26 protein-coding genes are annotated in these 26,805 nt (G+C 39.3%); 10 read left to right on the top strand and 16 right to left on the bottom strand.

What is annotated here, in order from left to right:
* Positions 1–180: 180 nt before the first annotated feature.
* From EAX61_RS05280 to EAX61_RS05270, 3 genes are all read right to left on the bottom strand, one after another.
* Positions 181–1,461, bottom strand: coding sequence for a M20 family metallopeptidase (locus tag EAX61_RS05280; protein WP_121916632.1), 1,281 nt, complete (start codon positions 1,459–1,461; stop codon positions 181–183).
* 8 nt (positions 1,462–1,469) lie between these two features.
* A complete protein-coding gene (locus EAX61_RS05275; protein WP_147448341.1) occupies positions 1,470–1,859 on the bottom strand; it encodes a hypothetical protein in 390 nt (129 codons plus the stop codon).
* A gap of 122 nt (positions 1,860–1,981) precedes the next feature.
* Positions 1,982–2,527 carry a DsrE family protein gene (locus EAX61_RS05270; RefSeq protein ID WP_121916630.1) on the bottom strand — a complete coding sequence of 182 codons (546 nt, stop codon included), beginning with the start codon at positions 2,525–2,527 and terminating at the stop codon, positions 1,982–1,984.
* 573 nt (positions 2,528–3,100) lie between these two features.
* Between EAX61_RS05270 and cmk the strand changes: the two genes are divergently transcribed.
* From cmk to EAX61_RS05250, 3 genes are all read left to right on the top strand, one after another.
* Positions 3,101–3,796, top strand: a complete 696-nt coding sequence (gene cmk, locus EAX61_RS05260; protein WP_121916827.1) for a (d)CMP kinase — start codon at positions 3,101–3,103, stop codon at positions 3,794–3,796.
* Positions 3,793–4,176 (top strand): DUF4345 domain-containing protein, encoded by a 384-nt coding sequence (locus EAX61_RS05255; RefSeq protein ID WP_121916628.1) that lies wholly within the window; start codon positions 3,793–3,795, stop codon positions 4,174–4,176. The genes cmk and EAX61_RS05255 overlap by 4 nt, the downstream gene beginning before the upstream one ends.
* Before the next feature lie 387 nt (positions 4,177–4,563).
* Entirely contained in the window at positions 4,564–4,995 is a 432-nt protein-coding gene (locus EAX61_RS05250; RefSeq protein WP_147448340.1) for a hypothetical protein, read from the top strand.
* 23 nt (positions 4,996–5,018) lie between these two features.
* On the opposite strand, the gene EAX61_RS05245 is transcribed toward EAX61_RS05250, so the two are convergent.
* The 8 genes from EAX61_RS05245 to EAX61_RS05210 all read right to left on the bottom strand — a co-directional run bounded on the left by EAX61_RS05245 (position 5,019) and on the right by EAX61_RS05210 (position 12,710).
* Positions 5,019–6,077: a mandelate racemase/muconate lactonizing enzyme family protein gene (locus EAX61_RS05245; protein ID WP_121916626.1), complete on the bottom strand. Its 1,059-nt coding sequence runs from the start codon at positions 6,075–6,077 to the stop codon at positions 5,019–5,021.
* The gene (locus tag EAX61_RS05240; protein ID WP_121916625.1) at positions 6,077–7,156 is read right to left on the bottom strand and encodes an N-acetyltransferase DgcN family protein; all 1,080 of its coding nucleotides are present in this window, start codon (positions 7,154–7,156) and stop codon (positions 6,077–6,079) included. The genes EAX61_RS05245 and EAX61_RS05240 overlap by 1 nt, the downstream gene beginning before the upstream one ends.
* Positions 7,157–7,224: 68 nt before the next feature.
* A complete protein-coding gene (locus EAX61_RS05235) occupies positions 7,225–8,286 on the bottom strand; it encodes a pyridoxal-phosphate dependent enzyme (protein ID WP_121916624.1) in 1,062 nt (353 codons plus the stop codon).
* Between the two features lie 172 nt (positions 8,287–8,458).
* Positions 8,459–8,758, bottom strand: a complete 300-nt coding sequence (locus EAX61_RS05230) for a hypothetical protein (RefSeq protein ID WP_121916623.1) — start codon at positions 8,756–8,758, stop codon at positions 8,459–8,461.
* A gap of 159 nt (positions 8,759–8,917) precedes the next feature.
* Complete coding sequence (locus tag EAX61_RS05225; protein WP_121916622.1) at positions 8,918–9,235, bottom strand: hypothetical protein; 318 nt, start codon at positions 9,233–9,235, stop codon at positions 8,918–8,920.
* Positions 9,236–9,238: 3 nt separating this feature from the next.
* Positions 9,239–10,213, bottom strand: a complete 975-nt coding sequence (locus tag EAX61_RS05220) for a deoxyhypusine synthase family protein (protein WP_121916621.1) — start codon at positions 10,211–10,213, stop codon at positions 9,239–9,241.
* Positions 10,206–11,135, bottom strand: a complete 930-nt coding sequence (gene speB / locus EAX61_RS05215) for an agmatinase (RefSeq protein WP_121916620.1) — start codon at positions 11,133–11,135, stop codon at positions 10,206–10,208. The genes EAX61_RS05220 and speB overlap by 8 nt, the downstream gene beginning before the upstream one ends.
* A gap of 87 nt (positions 11,136–11,222) precedes the next feature.
* Positions 11,223–12,710 carry a type III PLP-dependent enzyme domain-containing protein gene (locus tag EAX61_RS05210; protein ID WP_121916619.1) on the bottom strand — a complete coding sequence of 496 codons (1,488 nt, stop codon included), beginning with the start codon at positions 12,708–12,710 and terminating at the stop codon, positions 11,223–11,225.
* A 98-nt stretch (positions 12,711–12,808) separates the two neighbouring features.
* Between EAX61_RS05210 and EAX61_RS05205 the strand changes: the two genes are divergently transcribed.
* Positions 12,809–12,994, top strand: a complete 186-nt coding sequence (locus tag EAX61_RS05205; RefSeq protein ID WP_121916618.1) for a hypothetical protein — start codon at positions 12,809–12,811, stop codon at positions 12,992–12,994.
* Between the two features lie 159 nt (positions 12,995–13,153).
* Here EAX61_RS05205 and prfB read toward each other — a convergent pair.
* Positions 13,154–14,261 (bottom strand): peptide chain release factor 2 gene (gene prfB / locus EAX61_RS05200; RefSeq protein WP_121916617.1). Its coding sequence is split into 2 segments (ribosomal slippage): positions 13,154–14,197 and positions 14,199–14,261, totalling 1,107 coding nucleotides; the frame shifts between segments, so codons are not numbered across the junction.
* Between the two features lie 221 nt (positions 14,262–14,482).
* Here prfB and EAX61_RS05195 point away from each other — a divergent pair.
* From EAX61_RS05195 to EAX61_RS05185, 3 genes are all read left to right on the top strand, one after another.
* Entirely contained in the window at positions 14,483–16,894 is a 2,412-nt protein-coding gene (locus EAX61_RS05195; protein ID WP_121916616.1) for a zinc-dependent metalloprotease, read from the top strand.
* A 137-nt stretch (positions 16,895–17,031) separates the two neighbouring features.
* The gene (locus tag EAX61_RS05190) at positions 17,032–18,060 is read left to right on the top strand and encodes a threonine aldolase family protein (protein WP_121916615.1); all 1,029 of its coding nucleotides are present in this window, start codon (positions 17,032–17,034) and stop codon (positions 18,058–18,060) included.
* Positions 18,061–18,253: 193 nt separating this feature from the next.
* The gene (locus tag EAX61_RS05185) at positions 18,254–19,360 is read left to right on the top strand and encodes an OmpA family protein (RefSeq protein WP_121916614.1); all 1,107 of its coding nucleotides are present in this window, start codon (positions 18,254–18,256) and stop codon (positions 19,358–19,360) included.
* Between the two features lie 177 nt (positions 19,361–19,537).
* Here EAX61_RS05185 and EAX61_RS05180 read toward each other — a convergent pair whose 3' ends face one another.
* A complete protein-coding gene (locus tag EAX61_RS05180) occupies positions 19,538–20,158 on the bottom strand; it encodes a M15 family metallopeptidase (RefSeq protein WP_121916613.1) in 621 nt (206 codons plus the stop codon).
* A 104-nt stretch (positions 20,159–20,262) separates the two neighbouring features.
* Between EAX61_RS05180 and EAX61_RS05175 the strand changes: the two genes are divergently transcribed.
* Both EAX61_RS05175 and EAX61_RS05170 read left to right on the top strand, forming a co-directional pair.
* On the top strand, positions 20,263–21,471 hold the full coding sequence (locus EAX61_RS05175; RefSeq protein WP_121916612.1) for a class I SAM-dependent rRNA methyltransferase: 1,209 nt from the start codon (positions 20,263–20,265) through the stop codon (positions 21,469–21,471).
* A gap of 16 nt (positions 21,472–21,487) precedes the next feature.
* The gene (locus EAX61_RS05170; protein ID WP_121916611.1) at positions 21,488–23,107 is read left to right on the top strand and encodes a beta-N-acetylhexosaminidase; all 1,620 of its coding nucleotides are present in this window, start codon (positions 21,488–21,490) and stop codon (positions 23,105–23,107) included.
* 2 nt (positions 23,108–23,109) lie between these two features.
* Here the strand turns inward: EAX61_RS05170 and EAX61_RS05165 are convergent, their stop codons facing one another.
* Together EAX61_RS05165 and EAX61_RS05160 are read right to left on the bottom strand one after the other, a co-directional pair.
* On the bottom strand, positions 23,110–23,544 hold the full coding sequence (locus EAX61_RS05165) for a hypothetical protein (RefSeq protein ID WP_147448339.1): 435 nt from the start codon (positions 23,542–23,544) through the stop codon (positions 23,110–23,112).
* Between the two features lie 84 nt (positions 23,545–23,628).
* Positions 23,629–24,690, bottom strand: coding sequence for a vWA domain-containing protein (locus EAX61_RS05160; protein ID WP_121916609.1), 1,062 nt, complete (start codon positions 24,688–24,690; stop codon positions 23,629–23,631).
* A 291-nt stretch (positions 24,691–24,981) separates the two neighbouring features.
* Here EAX61_RS05160 and EAX61_RS05155 point away from each other — a divergent pair, with 291 nt between their 5' ends.
* Positions 24,982–25,656, top strand: coding sequence for a hypothetical protein (locus EAX61_RS05155; protein ID WP_121916608.1), 675 nt, complete (start codon positions 24,982–24,984; stop codon positions 25,654–25,656).
* A 5-nt stretch (positions 25,657–25,661) separates the two neighbouring features.
* Here EAX61_RS05155 and EAX61_RS05150 read toward each other — a convergent pair whose 3' ends face one another.
* Positions 25,662–26,576, bottom strand: coding sequence for a mechanosensitive ion channel family protein (locus tag EAX61_RS05150; RefSeq protein ID WP_121916607.1), 915 nt, complete (start codon positions 26,574–26,576; stop codon positions 25,662–25,664).
* Between the last annotated feature and the right edge of the window lie 229 nt (positions 26,577–26,805).

Genomic DNA, 26,805 nt, shown 5'->3' with positions numbered 1-26,805 from the left:
AATTATCCCAATCATAACTGTCAAAATCCAAGTAGGTTTATCACCAGTAAAGTCTTTTGTAAGTATCAGATAAATTGCTTTAGAGGTTGTAAAAACTGACCAAAAGCAAATGGCAATTATTATTAAAATTATTATTGGATGCATATAGAATATTTATAAAATTTATCAAGAAATATGATATTAGTCCTCGCTACTCAAATAATCCACACTCATCTGACTCAACGCTTTTACTCCCAATTGAAACCCGCTTTCGTCTATAAAGAAATCTGGGGTGTGGTGTGGGAAGGCTTCTTTATTGCCCGGTGTCATTCCTCCTAGGAAAAAATAAAAACCAGGAACCTCTTCTTGGAAAAATGAGAAATCCTCGCCGCCAGTGACTGCTTTTTGCAAATTCACATTTTCGGTGCCGCCCACTTTTTGAAGTGTTGGAAGCATTTGTGCTGTGAGGTCGAGGTCGTTGTAGGTGACGGCCGTCATATTTTGCCACTCGATGGTTGCTTCGCCACCGTATGCCTTGGCTATTCCTGCGGCCATTTCATCCATACGGCGTATGATTTTCTCACGCATATCTGGGTCTAGGGTGCGTACCGTTCCTATCATTTCTGCACTTTCGGGAATGATGTTAAAACGAAGTCCAGAAGTGATTTTACCCACCGTAATCACTGCAGCTTCTTCTATGAGCTTACTTTCTCTCGAAATAATACTCTGAAACCCATCCACAATTTTCGCCGAAATATAAATAGGATCCACGCCAGACCAGGGTTGGCTTCCGTGCGTTTGTTTTCCTTTTACGTTGACCACAAAACGCTCCGTGGCCGCCATTGTACCGCCCGGTTTGTAGCGAATCGTGTTGACAGGTGTCGCGCTATTAATATGCAGTCCAAAAATGGCGTCTACATCAGGGTTTTTAAGCACGCCTTCTTTGATCATCAATTTTGCTCCACCTTCCTCTCCCGGAGGAGCTCCTTCTTCAGCAGGTTGGAAGATGAACTTTACGGTACCGTTTATTTTGTCTTTGTTTTTTGAAAGCACTTCTGCCACGCCCATTAGGATTGCCGTATGCGTATCGTGACCGCAAGCGTGCATTACACCCGTTTCTGAGTCAAGAAACTTCGTTTTTACCTCAGATTTAAAGGGTAAATCATTTCTTTCAGTTACAGGAAGTGCATCGATGTCTGCTCGGAGGGCGACTACTTTTCCCGGATTATTTCCTTTTAAAATACCAACAACACCTGTGTGCGCAACTCCTGTTTGCACTTCGATACCTAAGGACTTGAGGTGCTTGGCAATTTTTTCTGCCGTTTTGAATTCGCGATTGGAGAGTTCTGGATTTTGGTGAAAGTCGCGTCGCCACTCAATGACTTTATCTTTTACAGATGCGATGTCGTTATCAAAATCTGTTTGGGCAATTGCCGTTCCAGCAAAAGCTAGGAATAGGGCAGGGAATAGGTGTCTTTTCATAATTCTATTTAATTCCCGCGAAGGCGGGAATCTTGTTTATTAGGTTTTATTTTTTCAAAAAGATTCAAACTAAAAAGTTGAACATCCTTCCAGTTATAATGATTGTCGGAATATTTTTCAGCATCCTTGAAAATGTTGCAACCATTAATAGAATGAGAATAGCTTTTGTGCCATATATCATCATCGCAGATAATATAGTCATAATAGCCAGCTGTATCGGAGGTGCAATTGTCAATGATTGATATTCTAGCTATTTCAGAATCAAAAAGGAAGAATTCTAGGTTGAATTTATTGCCATCATCAAAAATTGTTTGAGCGGTCACATAATCTTTAGCCTTTTGTATAATTGTAATTGATGAATCTCCTTTTATTTCTGATGTAACATATTTTGCACTCATTATTTTTATTTTGTTTGACTCTCTCCACAATGAATCCAACTGACTTTGGGAGTACTGCGAAAATACACTTATGCTGTTTTGATAAAACAGGAGTATGAGCGCTATTTTTAGAAGCCCTTTCATTAAAAAGCAATCAATCCAAACCCCTCCGCTTGCGACTGCAATAATATCGTCATTGCACTTAGGGCGGTTTGGGTGAGTGGGATTCGTTTTTCTGGCGAAATATCTCTGGCTCCCGCGGTTTGTCCGCACAGGATGACGTCTACTCCAGCGTTGTCTATAGCTTCTAATAGTTCGATATTTGGGTTGTCTACGCCGTATTTCTCCTTGTAAAACTCATTTTTGAGCAATCCGTAGGAGGCTTGCCCGTGCATTGCCATTCGCACCTGCAAGTTTTCTACGGGAACGCCTGCTTTGGCGTGCATATTCAGGAAGCGGGCGATGGTTTCTATGTACGGGTTTCGGGTGGCTGGGTCTTCGGGCGCTTTGGAAACGTCAAAGACTGCTTTAAAAACTAGGGAAGTGTTGGTTACAAAGTCTGGATTTTCTATTGGGTAGGTTTTGCCAAAATTGGAAATCACAGGCCCTGGAGTGGCGGTGGTTTGTGCTGATAACGCTTTCGCGAAAGCGAACACCACAACAACCGAAAATATATGTTTAAATATCATTATTATTAATTTAAGTAGCGTCTCATTTATTCCATCTTGTAAACGTAGTGCGTTTTAATTTTTTCTGAATCTTCTACGATTTTGTCGACAGTATATTTTACAGAATCAATTATTATATAATCGATAAAATAAGTTTTCCACATATAGTTTATTGATCGTACCACGCGCGTTGTGGAATTAGGTTTTATGACATATTCGACTAATTGTGATTCCTTTTCAATTCCTACAATTTGCTGTAAACTGTCGTTTTTTATCTTCCAGAATTTCTTGGGCTGTACTATTCGACTTGTATAATCCAAGGTATCCATAATGAATCTTTTCTCATTAAATTTTACTTGAATTATTTTGGGTTCATTGGTGAAATTCTGAATATAGAATTCTGTCAGAAAAGAGCATCCTGAAAACAAGAACGGGATAAGAAATACAATGATGATTTTTATTCTTTTCAATATCATAAGAAGTCGGACAGCATAATGCAATGGCTGTTGATTATCCTCTAAAAATAGCAAACCTTTTAAACAATGCCACGCTTAACAATTGGTATTCCCTATTTTTGTGGAAAATGAGCGCCTTTTGAAAAAAATCACCATCGCCATAGACGGATATTCATCCACAGGAAAAAGTACGGTTGCCAAACAACTTGCCGACTGGCTAGAATACATTTACGTAGACACCGGAGCAATGTACCGCGCCTTGACGCTGTATTCAATGGAAAACAGCCTGATAGCCGATGGGTTTTTTGACAAAGAATCGCTCATCAAAAAGCTGGACGATATCGAAATCGCCTTTACCCGAAACACCGACTCTGGAAAGGCGGAAGTAACGTTGAATGGCAAGAATGTCGAAAAACACATTCGGACGCTCGAAGTTTCCACTTTCGTAAGTCCCATCGCCACCGTTTCGGAGGTTCGCGCAAAGTTGGTCGAACAACAACAAAAGATGGGTGCTTCAAAAGGTATCGTGATGGACGGTCGCGATATAGGCACCGTAGTCTTTCCCGACGCCGAACTTAAAATATTTATGACCGCGAGCGCTGAAGAACGGGCTAAACGTCGTTACCAAGAATTATTAGATAGGGGAGATACCGTAAATTATAAAGCTGTACTTGCAAACGTCGTAGAGCGAGATCATATAGACACTACACGTGCAGATTCCCCGCTGGTACAAGCAGATGACGCTATTGTCATAGATAATACGCATACCAACGTGAGTGACCAGTTTCATACGATATTACAACTCGCTAAGGATCGGATTGCGGGAAGAATATGAGTAGGCTACCTAAAAATTTACACCTCGCCCTATCAGCATTTATCGTTATCTGTATGGCTTTTGTATATGGGGCGCATCCTAGTGTGATCTTGCCGTATATTTTTGGCTTTGAAGTCCAGAATTTGGAACTCAAAAACATTTTTAGGGCTGTAATGGGAATTTATCTTGCCTTTGGCGGATATTGGGTATATGGAATCTTAAAACCGAACCATTGGCGTTCTGCAACGATAGTCAATATTCTCTTTATGGGTGGACTTGCCGTGGGAAGGTTAATCAGTACTATTCTTGATGGTTGGTCGCCTCAGTATGGTGTAGGAATGATTGCAGAGGCGGTGATGATATTTTTGGGGATTTATAATTTGAAGCGGTATAAGGATTAAGTGTTATAATGATGATGGGAGAAATTCTATGATTTAGCCGATATACATTAATCGTGTTTAGCACACTGTTGCGAACATCTCTCCGACCCTCTCTTCAAAGAGAGGCACTGTTGTAGAAAAAAGTATGACGAATAAAAGTTTAGTGTAATATGTATTGTAAAATTATAAAATCAATAAGTTGAATGCAGGAGATATCTCTAAATTAGACTCAGAGGTAATGCTTTAAGCTTTCTCTTCAAGGAGAACAAGCTAAGAAGTCCCTCTTTGAAGAGGGATTTAGGGAGATGTTAACAACGTGGTATTAATTGCCCGATTCGTAAATAATGACGATATTTTTATTCAACCCAGTTTATAATAAATCAAGGTAAACTATATATAATAGGATTTGTGAAAGTATTTATTCAAATTTTCATTCTTGCGACATTTATGGGTTGCCATTCATCTCGTTACCCTAGGTATAAAACTGAGGAATTCATTGGAGCGAAAGACTTTAATTTAATGAGTTATCCAAATTCTTTTCAAGTAAGGGTTTTGGAATATCATCCTAATGAAGAGAAATTTGGTGATTTTGAAGGAATACCTTATGGTTTGTTTATTGGAGAAACCTTAACGGAACAATTGCCCGACACGTTATCAGTATTGGTATCTTATGAAAATAGAAAATTTAATAAAGGAGAGATAGTTACTTTTATGCAAGAGAGAAATTCGGAAAATAAATTACCCGAACGAAAACTCTACGCTCAAATTAGAAAGAATCATAGAATACTTTGGGTTTATGGAACTGAGTATCCGGCAATTTGGTGTAAAATCGTCGAGTGATTGGATTTAATGCTCTTCGTCATTTACGAAATCAACCCCAGCCCAGCCTTCCCATTAGGCGTCATTATTCCTTTATCTATACTAAACAATCCTTTAAACGGGTCATTTTCAAAATCGAGATGTCCGTCAAGGTCTGCATAAAGCGTATTAGGACGTGATAGCGCAAAGTGTAATCCCGAGGCAATGCCAAGTCTGCATTCATCTATACACCCTATCATAGCTTTAAGGCCGGCAGCTTTTGCCACGGAATCAATATGCATTGCTTCCATAATACCACCCACTTTTTGAATTTTGATGTTTACCATATTCATTCGGCCATTCTGAGCTAGGCGGAAGGCGTCTTTTAGGGTTTTAAGACTTTCATCTGCCATAACGGGAATGGGTACTAGCTTTGTGATTTTACCCATTTTTTCATCCTGTCCTACGAGTGTGGGTTGTTCCAGCATTTCGAGTTTGGCAGTTTTTGTTTGCTCCACAAATTGTACGGCCTGACGTACGGAATAGCCCTGATTTCCGTCAAAACGCAGAGTAAGGTTGGGGAAACTTTCGCGCAAGCGTAACACCTTTTCAATATCTTCTTCTACAGATAACCCACCTTTAAGTTTAATGATTTGGAACCCTTGGTTTACAAACTCTTTTGCTTGCAACATCGTTTCTTCTAAGGAAACAATACCTATGGTGATACTTGTCGCAATGGATTTTTTGTAACCTCCTAAAAATTGGTAGAGCGGGACATCCATCTTCTTTGCCGCAATATCCAGCAATGCCATATCCACCATCGCAAGGGCAGAGGAGACGACACTCAAGAGTGGTTTGAGTTCCTCAAGAATCTTTTTATAATTGATCGGGTTTTTTCCTTTGAGATAGGGAAGAATTACGAGGTCTAGCGCCCGTTCGACATCTTCGGCATTTTCATTTGTTACTTCAAGGTCTGGAGCGGCACAGCCATAGCCTACAATGCTTGAATCAGTCTCAACTTTTAGAATAAAATTTGTAGCTTTTGAAACGGTTTCATAGGCAATGGTATATGGTTCGTTTAAAACTAAATCCAGACGTTCGTAGGTAACATTAGTAATCTTCATTAAGCGTTTTTGATGTAGGATTTAAGTGTTTCAACAAGTCCAGACGCACCGTGAGCAAGCACATCATAAGCAGGCAGTCCGGTTTCTTGTGTAATTGCTTTGCACGCGGGATCAATTTCTTCTGGAGTCATACCCTCGTGGTTTACGGTTATTGCCACTACTTTTTTACCGGAAATCACCTCGATTGCATTGATTTGCTCTTGCAGGGAATGCAATTTATAACCTGGGAATCCGTCGTATTCTACACGTTTAGGAGCGTGTTGCAGAATGACATAATCGGGTCTTCCTGCGGCGAGAATTTCAAATCCACCGGGATATGCAGGGTTCATTAAGCTACCCTGACCTTCAATCACAATGACATCTGGTTTTTCATTTTTGTAAGCGCTCACTACAGCGTGTTCAATTTCTCCAGACACAAAATCATTGATACAACTGTCCATCACCATACTGTATTTTGCGCCTTGCATCCACGCCGTTTGACCTGTGCCTATCATTTCTGACTTTAGGCCGCTTTCGCGAAAACCGTGCACGATTAACCACGCCGTAGTCCGTTTACCTATCGCCGAATCCGTTCCCAGTACAGCTAACTTTAAACAATCCACCTGCTCAATATCTCCAGTAAAGAAGTGTAACGCATCCCTATCCGGAGTTTTCCGAATATCACGGATACGTACCTTATTAGCCTTTGCCGTTTCTACAAGGTTAGGATCATTGGTCAAAAAGTCGTGCAGGCCACTATCCACGTTCCAACCCATTTCCAAAGCTCTGGCAATTGTTGTTTTTGCCTCTTTGGGCAATCTTCCGCCGTCAGGAGCAAGGCCTATGACCAATGATTGTGGCAACAGTTCCATTTCTTTGAGTTGAGCTACGGCGCCGTCCAAATCAGTAAAGACAAATATTCCGTTTGCTTTTCCGTCCAGCACTTGCCCCGCATCTTTACCTGCGTAGCGACTGTCTATTATACCTACAACATCATAGCGTTCTGTAAATCTTACGAGACCGTGAGCTGTTTTACCATTTGGGGTATTAAACGCGCCTTCGCAGTAAACTAAAGCGCGTCCGTCTATTGATTTTTTCATATTGTTGACCGCGTTGGCGGTTAAGTATTATTATTTCCGAAAGTATCGATCAGAAACAGAATTATAATTTAGTATTTTGCCGTGAGCACTGCCACAAAGCGGTCTGGCTCAAGATTATTTTTTTCATCCAGTTCAAGCAATGCGATGAGTCCCGCTGTAGAGGCAGGTAAAATGCGCATTCCTTCTTTTTTGAGGAGGTAACTTGTCATTTCTTTCATTTTTGCATCACTTATATTGTAAGCATCACCATAAGATTGCTGTATGGCGTACAATGCTTCCTCACCATCAAAGCTGTGCCAATTTATTAATGGTTCGTTGTATTTTGTCTCTTTGATTTTATCAGGATTCAAATCTCTACAGTGGTCTAGACCTTCTTTAAAGGATTGGATTATCGGGTTCTTCCCTGTAGAAGAGGCGGCAATCATTTTAGGAATGCGTGATGTTTTTCCTCGTTTGTACAGACTCACAAAACCTCGGTAAATCCCTGCAAATAGGGTTCCATTTGAGACTGGAGCTGCGCAGTATTTAGGTGCATCTCCCAGATCCTCTACAATCTCTACTGCTATTTGCGAGTAGGCTTGTATTTGCAATGGGGTGTTTGCACCGCCAGGGTTTGCGTCGTACCAATCGTTTTGAGAGGCGAGTTTACTGCTTTTAGTTACAACATCTTCATAGCTTCCTTTAATCCTGAAAATTGTTGCGCCCAGTTTTTCCATTTCTACAATGCGGTCTGTGTGATAGGATTCTGGAATGTAAATGTGACAATGTAGTCCGCCCAATTTTGCCGCTAGTGCTACAGCGACCCCATAATTACCGCAAGTAGCAAGCGCTATAGTGTCGAAGTCACGTCTTAGTGCATCATATACTTGAGCAAAAGCGATACGGTCCTTTTGTGTTCCCGTAGGATTATCTCCTTCGTATTTTATATACACTTGTCTAATGTCAAAATCGCGCTCTAGCGTTTTTGCTCTTGTGAGCGCGGTGTCGCCCACTTCCAAACTTATAATATCCTCAAAACTTTCAAGTCTATCCGTAAGTGTTTTTGATGTGTCTTTAACTAACTCACTCAGTTTTTCTGCTTCTGAGGAGATTTTATTTTCTGCAGTTTTTACACCGTCTTTTAGGTTCATTGATGTGTGTTTACCTTGTGATTTGGTAAAAGATAACTATAGGGAAAGGAAATGTTAGTAAATTTTGCTAAAGATTGTAACGTTTAGACGTACGTTAATGAAACGCGTTTAGTTTAGCTTTCGCGAAAGCGTAATAAATAGGGCAGAAGCAAAGAACTCCTGCCCATAGAACTTATTTTATCAGTTCTAGTTTTGTGATGACGTGCATATCATACTCCTCATCATCCTCATTGATTTCTGTCATCGTATTATAAGTAACCTTGAATTTTTTGCCGTGAAAGGCGTCAGAGTCCAAGTCATACGTTGTAAGGACACCATCTGTTACCATATCAAAGGAGTGAACGAGTTCGTCCTCATCTGTAAAGTAATAGGTTCCTTCTTCCATACCGTCGTAAACGGCAGTTATTGTTTCTGTCTCTACAGGAGCCGATAAAGAAATAAGCGCAAAAATTGTAATAAAAAGAGTTTTCATAATAGCGTAACTTTTAAAAATTAGATTTGTTTAAAGCTTTGCCGCTTGTGCGACCACTATTGTATTAAAAACTTCAGGGAGATGTGTATTATCTCCATTTTCTGAACCTATTGTTATACGTTAGAAACCGTTAAAATGTTTCAAAAAAATAATTAAATTTTACTCTTTTTCCTCAGGCTCATCACCTAAGTCAAAATCAGGGTCATTGTCATCATCTTCGTCATCGTCATCGTTATAATCATCTGCATCAAAATCTTCCATTGCAGCTACGAGACGCTTACTAACTTTGACGAGATATAAGGTGTCATCGGTTTTAACCTCTACGCAGTCTACCATCTCGCCTTTAGCGTTCTTAAAAGAAATAATATCTGCTGGGTCGTACCCAAAAGGATATTTTTCTACCAATAAATTAAGGATATCATCATTGAGCTTTGCATAATCTACAATAACTCGTTTTAAGTTGCTAGGTTGTCTCATAAATTACATATCTAGTAGGTAAGCAAAAATTAATGGAGCTACAATCGTAGCATCACTTTCTATTATAAATTTGGGAGTATCCATATCCAGTTTTCCCCAAGTGATTTTCTCGTTAGGTACCGCTCCAGAGTAGGAACCATAACTTGTTGTTGAATCACTTATCTGGCAGAAGTAGCTCCAGAATGGTGTCTCTGTAAGTTCCATATCTTGATACAGCATAGGAACTACGCAAATAGGGAAATCTCCAGCAATTCCTCCACCTATCTGGAAGAAACCGATGCCATTTTGAGAATTGTCCGTGTACCAGTCTGCAAGAAAAGTCATATACTCAATCCCAGATTTCATCGTACTGGCTTTAAGCTCGCCTTTAAGTACATAGCTAGCAAATATGTTACCCATCGTACTATCTTCCCATCCCGGGCAGATGATAGGCAGGTTTGCTTCGGCAGCGGCGTACATCCAGCTGTCTTTCAGGTCGATTTCATAATGCTCTTCAAGAACTCCCGAGAGTAACAACTTATACATATACTCATGTGGCAGGTAACGCTCTCCAGCAGCCTCTGCATCCTTCCAGATTTTTACAATGTGCTCTTGTATCCTACGGAAAGCTTCTTCCTCAGGGATGCACGTATCAGTAACGCGATTGAGTCCTTTTTCTAACAAATCCCACTCATCTTGTGGTGTGAGGTCACGGTAATTAGGAACACGCTTGTAATGGCTGTGAGCCACAAGGTTCATAATATCTTCTTCTAGATTTGCACCTGTACAAGAGATGATGTGCACTTTTTTCTGGCGAATCATTTCTGCAAAGATCTTTCCTAGTTCGGCCGTGCTCATCGCACCTGCTAGGGAAACAAGCATCTTCGCACCATTGTCCAGCTGTATTTCATACCCTTTTGCCGCATCTACAACTGCTGCCGCATTGAAGTGTAAATAATACTTTTCTATAAATTGTGAAATCGCTCCTTTATTACTCATCGTAATCGTCTTCTTCTTGGTTAACTTTTTTAGACTTTTCTTGAAGTCCGCTCATTGCATACTCTTCGTCTGCATCTTCTTGCTCAAATTTGTAGCTCAGCATCTTGTAGTATAGCTTCGCTGCTGCAAAATCTGAGGGCTTGCTATGACTATTTGGACAAAGCTCTACAATATCAAAACCTACGACATTTTTTTCTGCAAACACGCGACGTAAAAAGTCTAGTGTCTCATACCACAACAATCCACCTGGTTCTGGAGTTCCTGTTGCTGGAAGTACTGACGGATCAAAAGCGTCAAGATCAAAAGTGATATACACATTTTCTGTCATTGCTTCGATAGCCGTATCTGCCCAATACTCATCTTGTGCCATATCGTGCGCAAAAAACACATTGTCTTCATTCATGACGGTTTTCTCTACAGCATCCATACTGCGTATACCAACCTGTACGAGATTTGTGGTTTGGTTTGCTTCATACACGGCGCACGCGTGGTTGCATTTTGAGCCTTCGTAGCTTTCACGTAAGTCTGCGTGAGCATCTATTTGTAAAACCGTTAAATCATCAAACATTTCATTAAACGCCCTAATAGAGCCGATAGAGATAGAATGCTCTCCACCAAACATTGTGACAAACTTGTTACGTTTTATATTCTCCTTTACTTGTTTGTGTACTGCCTTTACCATTGCTTCTGGCGAAGCATCTTCGGTTATAGGGTCGGCAAGGTAGATTCCTTGTTTGTAAACTTCACTTTCGGTCTCGATATCATAGAGCTCCATATTTTCAGAAGCATTAAGAAACGCCTCTGGGCCTTTATCTGCTCCTTTTCCCCAAGTACTTGTTCCATCGTAAGGAACTGGGATTAAAATAATTTTTGATTTCTCTGGACTTGCATATTCTTGTGGAATACCTGCGTACGTTTTCATTTTGGTAAAGGTTAAAGTTTAATTGTTGTGGTTTTTGTTTTGCTTTTCCACCTGCGCAAAAGCTTCGGCGGACACGCGTATAATAATTTATGATGTTGTAATCGGATCTGTTTTTTCTTTAGCTTTCGCGAAAACTTGTCCCGAATTTATTTCGGGAGCGTTATTCTCACCATTTATATTTTTTCCATACCCCAAAATTCCTAGCAACTGGTCACTAGTCTGTTGTTGTGCAAAAACTTCGGTAGTAAGATTTCCGTCTTCATCTCTATCTATCAATATATGCTTGGGCGAAGGAATCAAGCAATGTTGCAGTCCGCCGAATCCTCCTATGGTTTCCTGATAAGCGCCTGTATTAAAAAAGCCGATGTAGAGCGGTTTGTCTTTTTTATACTTAGGCATATATATCGCATTCATATGTTGCTCGCTATTATAATAGTCGTCACTATCACAGGTAAGTCCGCCCAGGAGGACACGCTCATATTCCTCATTCCAGCGATTTACTGCAAGCATCACAAAGCGCTTGTTTATCGCCCAAGTGTCTGGCATTGTTGTGATAAATGAGGAATTAATCATATTCCATTTTTCACGGTCGTTTTGTAGTTTCTGGTAGAGTACTTCATAAATGGCTCCGCCACTTTCGCCTACTGTAAAACTGCCAAATTCTGTAAAAATATGCGGAACTTTTACTCCAGCTTCATCACAAGCTGTTTTGATCTGGTAGATGATTTCATTAATCATATAGGCATAGTCATACTCAAAAGCAAGCGAATTCTTAATAGGAAACCCACCACCTATGTTGAGACTATCTAGTGTAGGACATACCTTTTTTAGGGCAATGTAGACTTTGATACATTTCATCAACTCATTCCAGTAATATGCAGTATCGCGTATTCCAGTATTGATAAAGAAGTGCAACATCTTAAGCTCTACTTGAGGATTACTCTCAATCTGCTTTGTATAAAAAGGAACTATGTTTTTGTACCCAATTCCTAATCTAGATGTATAGAACTCAAATTTAGGTTCCTCCTCTGACGCGATGCGTATACCCACTTTAAACTTTCCTTCTATCTCCTCACTTAACAATTCTATTTCTTCATAGTTATCTATCACGGGAATGGCATTCTTGTGTCCGTTATTGATAAGTCGGGCGATATTATTTACATATTGGTCACGCTTAAAGCCGTTGCTTATTACGTAAGTTTCATTTGTGATTTTTCCTTCGACTTTAAGACGCTCTACGATATCTATGTCAAAGGCTGAGGAAGTCTCAATATGTATATCATTACTTAACGCCTCATTAAGCACGTGTTTAAAATGTGAACTTTTTGTGCAATAGCAGTAGTGGTAATTTCCTTCGTATCCGTTTGCCTCAATAGCATCTGCAAACCATTTTTTTGCTCTCTGGATGTTATCAGATATTTTAGGTAGATAGGTAAACTTTAGAGGGGCACCATATTGCTCAACCAGTTTCATTAGGTCAATACCGTGAAACTGCAATGCATTATTTTCTAAAGTAAATTCCTCTTGAGGAAAATAGAAACTCTGATCTATAAGATCAATGTATTTAGTCTTCATTAAAGAAAGTTGAAATTATGAATAGTGTATAAAGTTACAAAATGAAATGAACGGTAGAGATTAATATACCGTTAAGCCTAATAATTCAGATGCGGATTATGAAAACAGTAAATGGAGTAAATGAAAATGATGCCAGACTCTTACAAGTGCTAGATACTGCAGAAGCCAGCCTGAGCATTCGGTTCCCAAAATCTTGGGTAGCTTTTGGATTAGACTTCATTATCATCCTAGGCCCAAACGTGAAAATTGATTTCATTAGAAGTAGGCAATGGGTCTTTTTATAGGACTCATTTTGCGTGACAAACATATATTCAAATTTGAAGTCGTGAAATAGCAAGTCAAGCTTTTAACAAATAATTAACTTACCTGTATAATGATATCATTTTTAAGGATAGCGCTCTCAAAAAAATGCGGGACAAGTTTTCGGCAAAAGCATAGCCTTCTTAAAGTTCATCACTCGCTTCTTCCTGCCCCATAGCCATTAGATAGCCCTTAAGGAACTTATCGATATCACCGTCCAAAACAGCATCTGTGTTCCCAGTTTCGACAGCAGTACGCACATCCTTTACGAGTTTGTAGGGGTGCAATACGTAATTACGTATTTGTGAGCCCCATTCTATAGCCATTTTATTAGCTTCTATGGCATTACGCGCCTCCATTTGCTTGCGCAGTTCGAGTTCGTAGAGTTGCGATTTGAGCATTTTTAGAGCTGTAGCTCGATTTTCGTGTTGCGAGCGAGAGTCCGAACAAGAGATTTGTATTCCAGTAGGGAAGTGGGTCAATTGGACTTTAGTCTCTACCTTGTTTACATTCTGTCCTCCAGCTCCTGAGGAGCGTGAAGTAATGATCTCATATTCTGCTGGATTTATTTCAATCTCGATACTGTCATCTACCATAGGATATACATATACCGACGCAAATGAAGTGTGACGCTTTGCATTACTGTCAAAAGGGGATATGCGCACTAGTCTATGCACACCATTTTCTCCCTTTAACCAGCCAAAGGCAAAGTCCCCATCTATCTCTAGCGATACAGTTTTTATACCCGCAACATCACCTTCTTGAAAGTTAAGCTCTTTTACCTTAAAGCCTTTTTTCTCTGCCCACATCAGGTACATGCGCATAAGCATACTTGCCCAGTCACAGGATTCTGTGCCACCAGCACCAGCTGTAATTTGGAGTACCGCGCTCAATTCATCACCTTCCTCAGAGAGCATATTTTTAAACTCTATGGATTCTATGTGGTCTTCGGCGGTTTCGTAACGAGCTTGTACTTGATCTTCGGTGGCTTCGTCCTCTTTGGCAAACTCGTAGATAACCTCGAGATCTTCTACCAGAGTAACAGCTTGCTCATAGTCTTTTACCCATTGTTTTTTACCACGGATTACCTTCATTAAAGCCTCAGCCTCCTTAGGGTCATTCCAGAAATTTGGGTCAAATGTTTTTTCCTCGTCGTTTGCAATCTCGATACGCTTACGATCGATGTCAAAGATATCTCCTCAAGCTGTCTACGCGCTTTTGGAGTGCTTTTATGTGGTCTGTAGAAATCATAGGGTAAATGTACTTTCTTTATTAGAATTGTAAAAGAGATGTGTGTGATGAAATGTAATAATTTTTAGAGTGGGGTGTAGGATGCTGGATGTTAGGTGTGGGTGTTGGATGCTGGAAGAGTCAAAAAGTTTGTAATTCATATTTCTAATTTCTACTTTAAGTATTCCGCTTTCGCGAAAGCGTACAAACCCCTATCTTAGTCCATAATAATCCGACCGAAAATGAAAAGACATCTATTTCTCATCGTGGGGCTACTCATCGCCACGACCACATTTGCACAATTCCTTGAAAAAAAAGAAGACCTAAAAACTCAAGATGGATTCTTTAAATTCCATTACAATGAAGCCGAAGATGAACTCTATCTAGAAGTAAATAAACTAGATGAAGAATTCCTTTTTGTACATTCTTTACGTACTGGACTAGGCTCAAATGACATAGGTTTAGATCGTGGACAGTTAGGAGGAACAGCAGTTGTAAAGTTTCAAAAAGCGGGGAACAAGTTACTCCTTATGCAACCCAATCTAAATTACAGAGCAAATACAGATAATGTCTTGGAACGGCGTTCTATCGAAGAGGCTTTTGCACGTTCAGTCCTATTTGGATTTGAAATTAAGGAGACTAAAGGCGACACCTATGTCATAGATCTTACTCCTTTCTTAATGGAAGACACCCACGGTGTTGCGAGTAGATTAAAGAGAGGAAAAGAGGGAACATATAAAGTTGATAAAACAAGAAGTGCCCTATATATGGAGCGCACAAAGAGTTTCCCTAAGAACACGGAATTTGAGGCGATGCTTACCTTTAAAGGTGAAGCAACGGGAAGAAACATTCGTTCTGTGGCACCAGACTCTGGAGCACTTACGGTGATACAGCACTATTCTTTTGTGGAGTTACCGGATGATGGATATACTCCTAGACCCTTTGACCCGAGAGCTGGAAACATTTCTACTACATACCTAGATTATGCTACACCCGTGCAAGAGCCCATAGTAAAAAGATTTGCAAATAGACACCGTTTAGAAAAGAAAAACCCAAACGCCACAATGAGTGAAGCGGTAGAACCTATTGTTTACTACCTAGACCCGGGAACTCCAGAGCCGGTACGTTCGGCTTTGTTGGAAGGAGCGAGCTGGTGGAATGAAGCATACGAGGCCGCAGGGTTTAAAAATGCTTTTCAGGTAAAAATGCTACCAGACGATGCAGACCCGATGGATGTACGATATAATGTGATACAATGGGTGCACCGCAGTACTAGGGGATGGAGTTATGGCGCGAGTGTTACAGACCCACGAACGGGCGAGATCATAAAAGGTCACGTGAGTCTGGGAAGTCTTCGCATTCGCCAGGATTTTCTTATCGCTCAGGCTTTAATGAATCAACCTTATAAGGATAGCGATGATAACTATGAGCCTATGCTGGAAATGGCACTCGCAAGAATACGACAGTTAAGCGCCCACGAGGTAGGTCATACCATCGGGTTTGCACATAACTTTGCTGCCAGTCCTAATGGTCGGGCCAGCGTGATGGATTATCCGCATCCTACATTAACTTGGACAGGGAAGGAAGTTGATTTTTCTAATGCATACGCCGTTGGTATAGGCGATTGGGATAAAGTAACGGTGAAGTATAGCTATGGCATTCCGCCGGCTGGTGTGTCGGAGCAGGAGTATTTAAATAACGTCATAGAAGACGCAGAACAAAAAGGTCTCCACTACATTACAGACAGTGATGCCAGACCGCAAGGAGGAGCCCATTATAAGGCGCACCTTTGGGACAATGGCTCAAATGCTGTATCAGAACTTAATGCACTCCTAAAATTACGTAAAGGTGCTATAGAGAATTTTTCTATAGATAACATAAAGACGGGAGAGCCACTCTCGGTTCTAGAGGACGTTTTTGTGCCTCTCTACTTTTATCACAGATATCAGACAGAAGCTGCCGTAAAATCTATAGGCGGTCTCGATTATAATTATGCCGTAAAAGGCGATAAAAATTTAAATGTTGTTTCTATCCTTAACAGCAAAGAGCAAAACGCTGCGTTAACGGCTGTTCTAAAAACCTTACAAGCAGATCATCTGGCCATCCCTCAGGATAAGCTGGAACTATTCCCACCAAGAGCGCACGGCTACGGGCGCACCCGGGAGAGTTTTAAAAGTAATAATGGCGTAGGTTTTGATGCTCTAGGAGCCGCGGCAACCGCAAGTGATATGACACTCGGACTATTATTACATCCTGAAAGGGCAAACAGGCTCGTGCAACAAAAGGCGATGAATCAGAAAAATCTGGGCTTACCTGAAATGCTTAGTACTTTGGCTCGTGAGACCCTCAATTATCAGACAAACTCAGCATATGAGGCTGAGGTGCAGCGCACCATTAATTATAATGTACTTAAACATTTGATGAACTTGACCGTCCATAAAGATGCGATCCCTCAGAGTAAAGCTTTCGCGAAAGCGCAACTACAAACCATACACGACAACCTCAAGAAGTTGGGAAGCCTTGACGCAAATAGTGCTTATATGATGTCTGAGATTGAGACCTTTTTTAAAGAGCCAGAAAAATTTAAAGTGATTCCATCGCCAAAAATTCCTGATGGTTCTCCTATAGGATGTTTTGAGGAGCCGATCCATTAAGAAGCACCCACAAATTATGTCAACGGCGCTTGAGATTACAGTTTATGAGTAAGTTGAATGATTAACAAGATTACCGTCAAAAGAAGAATGTTGAATATAAAATATAGATTTCCGCCTACGCGGAAAATGTAATGAATATGAAAATAGACCTACGATCAGATACACTTACAAAGCCTACTGCAGAGATGCTCAAATTTATGATGCAGGCTGAGGTAGGGGATGATGTATATAAGGAAGACCCGACTGTAAATGAGCTTGAGCGCCGTATAGCTGAGATGTTTGGGATGGATAGCGCACTTTATTTCCCAACCGGAAGTATGGCAAATCAAGCTGCCATAAAAATGCATACCCAACCAGGAGAACAGCTCATTGCAGATAAATATGCTCACGTTTATAATTATGAAGGAGGAGGAGTTTCCTTTAACAGCGGCGTTTCCTGTAAACTTATAGACGGTCATCGCGGGATGATTACAGCAGCACAAATACAAGAGGCTATTAATCCACCGGATTTTTACCATAGTCCGCTCACGTCGCTTGTTTGTTTAGAAAACACAACAAACAAAGGAGGTGGAGCCTGCTATGATATAAATGAAATACGTGAAATTAACGCTTTGTGTGCTGAGCATGATTTAGGCCTGCATCTGGATGGCGCACGAATTTGGAATGCTATCGTTGCAAAAGGTACCGACCCAAAAGTATATGGAAACCTATTTGATACTATCTCGGTTTGTTTGTCTAAGGGTCTTGGGGCTCCTATGGGTTCAGTACTTGTGGGTAATTCATCTTTAATGCAGAAAGCTATGCGAGTTCGTAAGGTATTAGGTGGAGGAATGAGACAGGTAGGTTTTATGGCCGCCGCAGGACTCTATGCACTGGATCATCACATAAATAGAATGAGCGAGGATCATGATAAGGCAAAAGAGCTAGCTCTGCAATTGAGTAAACTAAACGTTGTGACAAACGTTGAACCGGTTGATACAAATATTGTCATTTTTACCCTAGAAGATCGTGAGTCCGAACAATCATTCGTTAGTTATCTTAGTGCAAATGAAATTGCTATAAGTAATATGGGACAAGGGAAATTGAGAATTGTGACGCATTACGACTATGCTCAAGAGCAACACGAGCGCTTTCTGGCTATTTTAAAGGCATTTGCATCATCATAGCGCAATATAGTACAAGTTAAATCTGCACTAAAAGGCAGGGTTTTTAAAATTTTGTGTCTTTCAACGGTTTTGAGATGTACTTTGTCTATTAATTAATCTTCTTGGAATTTTGGAGATCAATAGTGGAACTATTGTCCTAATTTTGTAACTTTAAATTGAATTCCAACACATTAACTATTAAATAACCATTATTATGAAGAAAATTTTATTATTATGCGCTGCGTTCGCATTTGTAGTTACAACTGCACAAGCGCAAGATCTCCCAACAAACCCAGAGGCTGGTAAATGTTATGTACGTTGTACAACTCCTGATATTTATGAAACTCAGACGGTTCAAATTCAGAAAACTCCAGCATACAAGAAACTTGCTGTAGTCCCTGCACAGTACGAGCAAGTTACTGAGAGAGTACTTGTAAAAGAGGCTTCTAAGCGTCTTAAAGTTATTCCAGCTACCTACAAAACTGAAACAGTTTCTTACGTAAAGAGTACTTCTGGTTCTTCTTTACGTGTAGTTCCTGCATCTTTTGGGAATGACACAGAAACAATCGAAGTTAAGTCTGCTTATGCTCAATGGGAGCTAGGTGCACCTGCTCCAGATTGTGCATCATCTAATCCTGATGATTGTAGATACTGGTGTTACAAAGGATACCCAGCAGAGTATGAGACAGTTTCTGTAAGAACGCTTGCTTCTGATGCATCTGTATCAACTACCCCAGGAGGTTCTGCAAACGGAACTTACACAAAAAGAGTTGTAGACCAGCCTGCACGCGTTGTAGAAGAAGAAATTCCTGCTGAATACGCAACTATCACTAAAACAGTATTAGTAAAAGACGCTACTACAACAGAAGAGACTGTTCCTGCAACATTCAGTACGGTTTCAAAAGAAGTTTTAAAGCAAAAAGGTGGATTAACTACTTGGAGAGAAGTAGAGTGTGCTCTTGTTGAGTATCAAGCTTTACCTATAAACTGGAATTTAGGAAGTGCAACGCTTACTAATGAAGCAAAAGGTATTATTGATACTAGATTAATGCCATTGTTAGCTCAAAATCCTGGAGTAAAGTTAGAAATTGCTTCTCACACAGATTCAAGAGGAAATAATAGTAACAATCAAGCATTGTCTGAGCGTCGTGCTCAGTCTGTTGCAAACTATCTTATTTCTAAAGGTGTAAACAGTAGCTTACTTGTTGCAAATGGTTTTGGAGAGCGTAAGCTTAAAAATCGTTGTGCAGATGGAGTATCGTGTACTGAGCGTCAACACGCACAAAATCGTCGTACAGAATTCCGCTTAATTAATAACTAAGCATATTAATACGGTTAAACCAACCAAACACGTAAAAACGTCTCGAGCAATTGAGACGTTTTTTTTGTGAAATATTTTAAGATCACTCATGCAATCCCCACGATCAAATTAATGAGATTCATTTTTAGGATATCACTTTTTGTAATATTGAAATTAACGAACTCTGAGGCCTAACATCTATTTATTACAATCAAAATCTACATCCATAACCTTCAATCCGTAATTTTTTGCATCATAATTAAAATGCCACCACTCTGTTCTAATTGGGGAAAAGCCAAATTTTTTCATCACCTGCCATAGTTGTTTCCGATTAGCCCGAACTGTGTCATTATGAGGGTGGTCTATATGCGCCTCTTTACCAAAATGGTCATAGTCACTACCCATATCTAAAGTGTCATTATTTAACTTTACAATAGTCATATCTATCGCAGCGCCTCGATTATGGATTGATCCGCTGCCATAAGGATTTCCTACATAAGATGGGTTAGGGTAAATTGCCCACATTTTTTTTTGTACAGAAACAGGTCTGTAGCAATCGTAAAGTTTTATCTTATAACCTAAATCACAGAAGTAGTCATTTGCATCTACCAGAGCCTGGGCGACTTCTGGTATTAAAAGACATTGCTCACAATCGTAAACAGCTTGTTTTAAAAAATTATTTTCGGTTGCATAGCGCACATCATATGCGAATACACTATCAAATGATTCTATATTTACAAGCGGCTCAGATTTTTTAGTTTGGAAGGCAGTTGTAAGTAAATTTATCAGACAGAGAAGAAGAAGTAGCGATCGTTTCATATTTTGAAAATACGATTTTAATTTGTTTTGATTTTGCTTTCGCGAAAGCGGAATACTATTTTGTCTTACTTTTACTAACTTATCAAGCCGCAATTGCCCAATACATGCAACTTCTTCCAGAAATTTTAACAAAAACACTAGCCATAAAACTCACCGCTACTGCCGAAAAGCTAGTAAAGCAGGGTCATCCTTGGATTTTTACAGACAGCATCGTAAAATGTAATAAAGAAGGTGTAACGGGGGATATCGCTGTGCTTTTTGACAATAGACGTGATAAACCGTTTGCCATTGGATTGTATGATGCGCAGTCTCCCATACGCATTAAAGTCATTAATTACGCTCCCGCAAAACTTGAAACTGTTTTTTTTAAAGAAAAAATAGAGAAGGCTTTTAAACTTCGCGCTGAGTTACTTAGGACAGATACGAATAGTTACAGATTAATTTTTGGAGAGAATGACGGCTTCCCGGGATTAATCGCAGATGTTTATGATGATTTTCTCGTGGTAAAATTATACTCGGCTATTTGGTACCCTTACTTTAATGAGATTTTACTATTACTTAAAGAAATAAGTAAAGTAAAAACTGTGGTATTGCGTCTAAGCAGAAATCTACAACAGCAAAAGAATTATGGTTTAAGTGATGGACAAGTTGTTTTTGGAGTATTAAAAAATGAAGTTGTATTCTTTAAAGAATACGGAATTAATTTTTCAGCAAATGTGATACACGGTCATAAAACGGGGTATTTTCTCGATCATCGTTTAAATAGAAAACGGGTAGGAGCAATGGCTAAAGGGAAGACGGTACTCGATGTTTTTAGTTATGCCGGAGGATTTTCTGTACACGCTCTGGCTGGAGGAGCAAAGATGGTGATGAGCTTAGATATTAGTAAACAAGCGTTAGAAGTAGCTCTAGAAAACGGAAAACTAAACCCGTCTAAGGGAACTCACAACATTTATGCAATAGACGCCTTTGAAGGAATGCAGCAACTCATAAGTGATTCTAAAGCGTTTGACATTGTTGTCATAGATCCCCCTAGCTTTGCAAAGCGCGCCTCTGAGGTCCATACGGCAAAAAACAGTTATGCCCGTCTCGCAGCTTTAGGGGGGAAACTAACAAAAAAAGGGGGCACATTGATTCTTGCATCTTGTTCTTCTCGTGTAAGCGCTCAGCAATTTTTTGATATTTCGGAAAGTACACTTCGAGACGCGGGTCATTCTTTTGAAATTTTAGATAAAACCTACCACGACAGCGACCATCCTATCGCTTTTCCAGAGGGTGCTTATCTTAAATGCGGTTATTATAAAGTGTATTAGATAAAAAGTAGAAGTTATGATAAAGTGTTTTTCTAGTTTAATTCTAGTTTTTTTTCTTCTTATAACGGGATGCGCTCCAGAAAAGGAACTTGAGCCAGAAATCCTTCACGTAGATGTAAGTGAAAGGGTTTTAATCCCGCTTACGCAAAAGCTTACTCTTCCCGATACCTCAAAATTAGGAAAGCAAACCTTTGTCATAAGAGAAAACACTCGAGTATATGCTAGCTCAGGAAATGAGCCACTTGCAATTGCACAGAGATTTGTAAATCAGTTTAATAAAGCAAGCATTTTCAAAATAGAAAATGCAATAATAACCGCAGAAATAGGTGAAGAGGGAGTCTATTTTATGATTGATAGTATCCCCGAACTAATGTATAAAAAGGAGGGATATACAATCCAAAGCGCCAATAGAAGACTTGTAATAAAAGCAATACATCCCAGCGGACTTTATAGAGGCCTGCAAACCATAAAACAACTACTTCCCTCACAAATCGAAAGCAAAGAATCTGTTTCTGACTCAATAAACTGGGCAGTTCCTGGACTGACCATTATAGATTATCCAGAATACGAATACCGCGGAGCAATGCTGGACGTAGCCAGGCATTTCTTTTCTGTAGAAGATGTAAAAAGGTATATAGACCTAATCGCTCAATACAAATTGAATACACTTCACTTGCACCTGACAGATGATCAAGGCTGGCGTATAGAAATTAAATCGTGGCCTAAACTTACAACAATAGGAGGGAAGACGGCCGTAGGAGGAGGTAAAGGCGGTTTCTACACTCAGGAAGACTATAAAGAGATTGTAGAGTACGCCACTCAAAACTATATAGCCATAATTCCTGAAATTGATATGCCAGGACATTCTAACGCCGCACTTGTTTCTTATGCAGAGCTTAACTGTAATGGCATCTCTCCTGTAATGTATACAGGAATGCGAGTAGGCTTCTCTTCATTTTGTGTGGACAAGGAACTAACATACAAATTTATAGATGATGTGATCCGAGAGCTTGCCGCGATGACACCGGGGGAATATATCCACCTTGGAGGAGATGAATCCCAAGCAACTTCTGATGCGGATTATGTAAAATTCTTAAATAGGGTTGCGCCCATTGTCGCAAAGTATAATAAGAAAGTTATGGGTTGGGAAGATATTTCTATAATGGATGTGAATGAAGAAACTATAGTCCAGCATTGGACAGCTGCAAATAAAGCTGAGTTAGGTGTTTCCAAAGGAGCAAAAGTCGTTTTGTCACCAGCCCCTAAAACATATCTTGATATGAAGTACAACGATACTACTAGAATAGGTTTGAGGTGGGCCGGACCTACAGCAGTAGATAGTGCGTATTTATGGAATCCAAAGAGTATTCTCAAAGATGTACCCCACGAGGCTATTTTAGGAATAGAATCCCCTCTATGGTCAGAAACGGCGGTAACTATAGATGATGTCGAGTATCTTGCTTTCCCAAGAATCATAGGTCACGCCGAAATGGGCTGGAGCGCACCTGCTTCTCTCAAATGGGAATCATACAAAAACAGATTAAAACAACATCAGTCTAGAATGGATTTACAAGGAATAAACTATTATAAATCACCTAAGATTTTTCTAACAGATTCTATTAAACTGAAGGAGTAAGACTAGCGGTCGTACGTTTTAGACCTTATTGCAGGCCTATTTTTAGTGATCCAAGCAGCGGCTGTTTCCAGAGATTCAAACTGTCTTAATGTTTGAGATAGGAAAAATAGTTTTTCCATCATAATATTTGTTAGGGCAGACTTGTTATACGTTATAACAGCGACGGCCTGAACTGTTTCATGTCCTCTAAATAATTTAAGCCAGTCCTGTGGAACCACAGCATACGAATTTATGCGATTTGATATATAGGAAATTTTTACATCTTTTCCATAGTGGGCATACCCCAACTCCATAATCTTTTCGGCATTTTTCCACGAAAATGTTACGCCCTCATTTACTTCTGATACGATGTAATGGGTACAAAAATAGAAAGTACCAAAATCGAGGATATAAGTATCCTCGATCTCACTTATTAAATTAGATTCTAACATTTTCACACCGAAAAATACAAATCCATTCTAAAAGCGCAATGTTTTAGAATGGATTATGTCTAATTTATAATTAGTCTTTCTTAATTACTACTAGTTGGTGCAGCCTGATGTAAACCCTTCTGCATTAAATGAAGTTTCTACAGACCCCTGTCTATCTCCGTCAAAGGCTTGAATAGTTAATTCGTTAGTACCACTTCCATCGCGTTTAGGACTGCAATATTCAAAAAGATAAAAACTGTTCGCCTCTCCAGAAACATTTTCAGATATCGTATTAAATACTTGTTCTAACTGTGCAGAATTCTCTGCGACTACGCTTCCTGTTTTACCTATTTGGGATAATGTTTGCTGGTCTATTTCGCTCCCTAAGCCTATCGTAAATATTGATATATCGGCATCTGCGTTGCGTACACTTTGTAGCGCTTGTGCTTTTGTAAAGCGTGCGGCTTGATCTGTACCATCTGTAAATATGACGACAGATGCTGCCGCAAAAATTTCTTGCTGCTCAAACGTATCTATTACATCATCTGCAACAGCGGTCGCTTTTATAACAGCACCATATAAATCTGTAGACGGGTCATTACTAATGTCTGTAGTAATACCGTTTATTGCAGCTTCTAGTGTTGTAATATCTGATGTAAGTGGTTGTAATAAATGAAGTTCATTTTCTCCATCAAACCAGTAAATAGCCATTCTAAAAGAATCTGTTTGTGTTTGCGGAACGACATTGTTTACAAAACTTATAGATGCTTGTTTAAGTTCGGTTAAGCTGGTGGATAACACGCTATTACTTAAATCTAAAACTAGAAATGCGTTATTCTTAAAAATTTGAGCATTGGGAGAGATGTCCCCTGAAGATTCGGCACTTGATATTTCATTAGGACAATCATCATTTCTTCCTTTTTCAAAAACTCTAAAATTTGAGCCGAGGAGGTTAGAGACTCCATTACCATCGTTGTCGGTCACTTTAAAAAATACAGAAACCTTAGAAGGTAATGTAGTAAAGGACTCTTGTATTGTGAGTCTTAACTCACTAGAACCAAAGTTAAGGCAATCATCTACATTGCTAGATTCGAGTCCATCATCATCGCGAGTGCTACATCCTAAAGTTAGGAAGGCAGCCATAATTGCGGCAGTAAACATTTTATACTTCATAATTGTTCGATTAAAATTGATATTGCGATAACGTCTATATCTAGGACTTTATTTCAAACTTGCTGTAATGAGTACTACGACGAGTAGACAGAGCTATCTTTGATAGGAGAGGTAGTTGTCAGATTTACGCTTTCGCGAAAGCGTATAAATAATAATATCAAGCCATAATCTTAATCCTTTTGGCATAATTCGTGTCATAAGATAAACCAAGAGAGGAACAATAACGTTAATCATTAGTCTAGTAACTATGATTATATTTACAATAGAGACCGGATAGATTTCCAAATCATAATGAAAAACCTACTATCATTTTTATTTCTTTTTACGGTGGTTGCTGCCAGTAATGCACAGATTGATTTTCAGAGAAAGTCTATCGCAATAGGCGCTGTTGAGGAAAATACCATAAAAGAATCTGTTCTCGTCTCTCCAGAATTTGCAAAAGATGAAATTACATCTGGCACTATCTCCATTAAAAGTCGTGTAAAATTAGGTGACCCTCTAAAGGCAGATATAAAGAAAAATGTACGGTTTAATAAAGGGAATGAGTTTAAAGAGAAAGACTATCAAGTCATTGCTGAGAAATTAAATAAATCTTACGCTAAGGCAGATAGACCCCTGAAACCTGAGTTTTATAAAGATCAGAATTTAGGGCAGTTTAAAAGTGGATCGAAGTTTGTAAATTTCCTTTACCGCGATCACGAGTATGTGGACGGTGACAGAATACGCGTTTATATCAATGATCAGGTAATTCATCCCAATATATTGTTGCAGGGTGATTTTCAAGGATTTTATATAGAATTAGAAAAAGGCTTCAATAAAATAGATATCGAAGCCTTGAATCAAGGTGAGTCTGGGCCTAACACAGCTCAGTTTGTGATGTATGATGATGATAAAAAAGTAATATCATCTAATGTCTGGAACCTTGCAACAGGGGCTAAGGCTACCGTAATTATTGTTAAAGATTAAATTTATTACTCTTTACTATTTTTTACAATCTGTAAATTATTTTTTCCAAAGTCTAACGTTCTGATAGGGAAAGGAATATTGATATTTTCCTTGTCAAAACGAGCTTTAATAATTTTTACAGCTTTGTGTGTGGCAGCTTTTTTTGCTTTTATAGCTGTACAGTCTATCCAAAATCGCACTTCAAAATTTATAGAACTATCTCCAAATTCTGTAAAAAAGAATTCTATTTCTTCCGTGCCCTTTTGTTCAAAAGCCTGACCAATAATTTCTGTTGTGATATCTTCTACCATCTGCAAATCACTTTCGTATCCTACCCCACAGGATACGGAGATTCTCGAACGCTCTGTTAACGAATAGTTGGTAAAGGGTTCATCTACAAATTTTGAATTTGGCATAACCACATATTCATTGTTAGGCTGTCTTATGACTATGCTACGCAAAGTTATTTCGGTTACAAAACCGCTCTTATCATTTGTCTCAACATAATCACCTATTCTCACATTTGGAATAAATGACAATACGAGACCAGATACACTATTACTCAGCGTACCCTGTAAAGCCAGACCGATAGCCAGACCTACGACACCAGCACCAGCGAGAACAGAAGTAAGGGCTTTGTCCAACTCTAAAACGCTTAATGCAATAAAGAATCCTATTATAAATGTAATAGCAAACGTGAGCTTGCTCAACATCTGTCTAATAGATTCTTGTTCTAGTTTTTTAAATAATACTTTGCGACTAAATTTTGCTAGACCTTTTGCAATAAAGTAAAAAATAATTAGAAGTATTATTGCTAGAATAAAGTTGGGTAATTTAAGAATAACGGCATCTAACCATCCACCTAATTTTTCCCATAACTTACCTATAGCATCTTGCACCTCAAATGCATCTCTTGGAACTTGAGCGTTTTGTAATATCATTTATGTTGGTATTTTATTAGTAAAAGTTAAAGTTACGGTTTATCGCTTCCAATCTGTTCTAAAGAAATCTTAAGATTATGTAACAAGGGAAGGCCATAAAAAAATGAGGCTGTCTTAAAAGGCAGTCTCTTTTTTTTGAATACTTTTCAGTATTTCGTATCTTCATGGTATGAAAGCCAGTCCTGTCTGGAAGACCAACAACCAGTCCCAGTTGAGTCTTCTCCCACCA

The organism is Dokdonia sinensis (assembly GCF_003688895.1).
In the GTDB taxonomy this organism is placed as follows: domain Bacteria; phylum Bacteroidota; class Bacteroidia; order Flavobacteriales; family Flavobacteriaceae; genus Dokdonia; species Dokdonia sinensis.
Note: the sequence above shows the minus strand (reverse complement) of the source record. Positions and strands in the feature narration are given on the sequence as shown.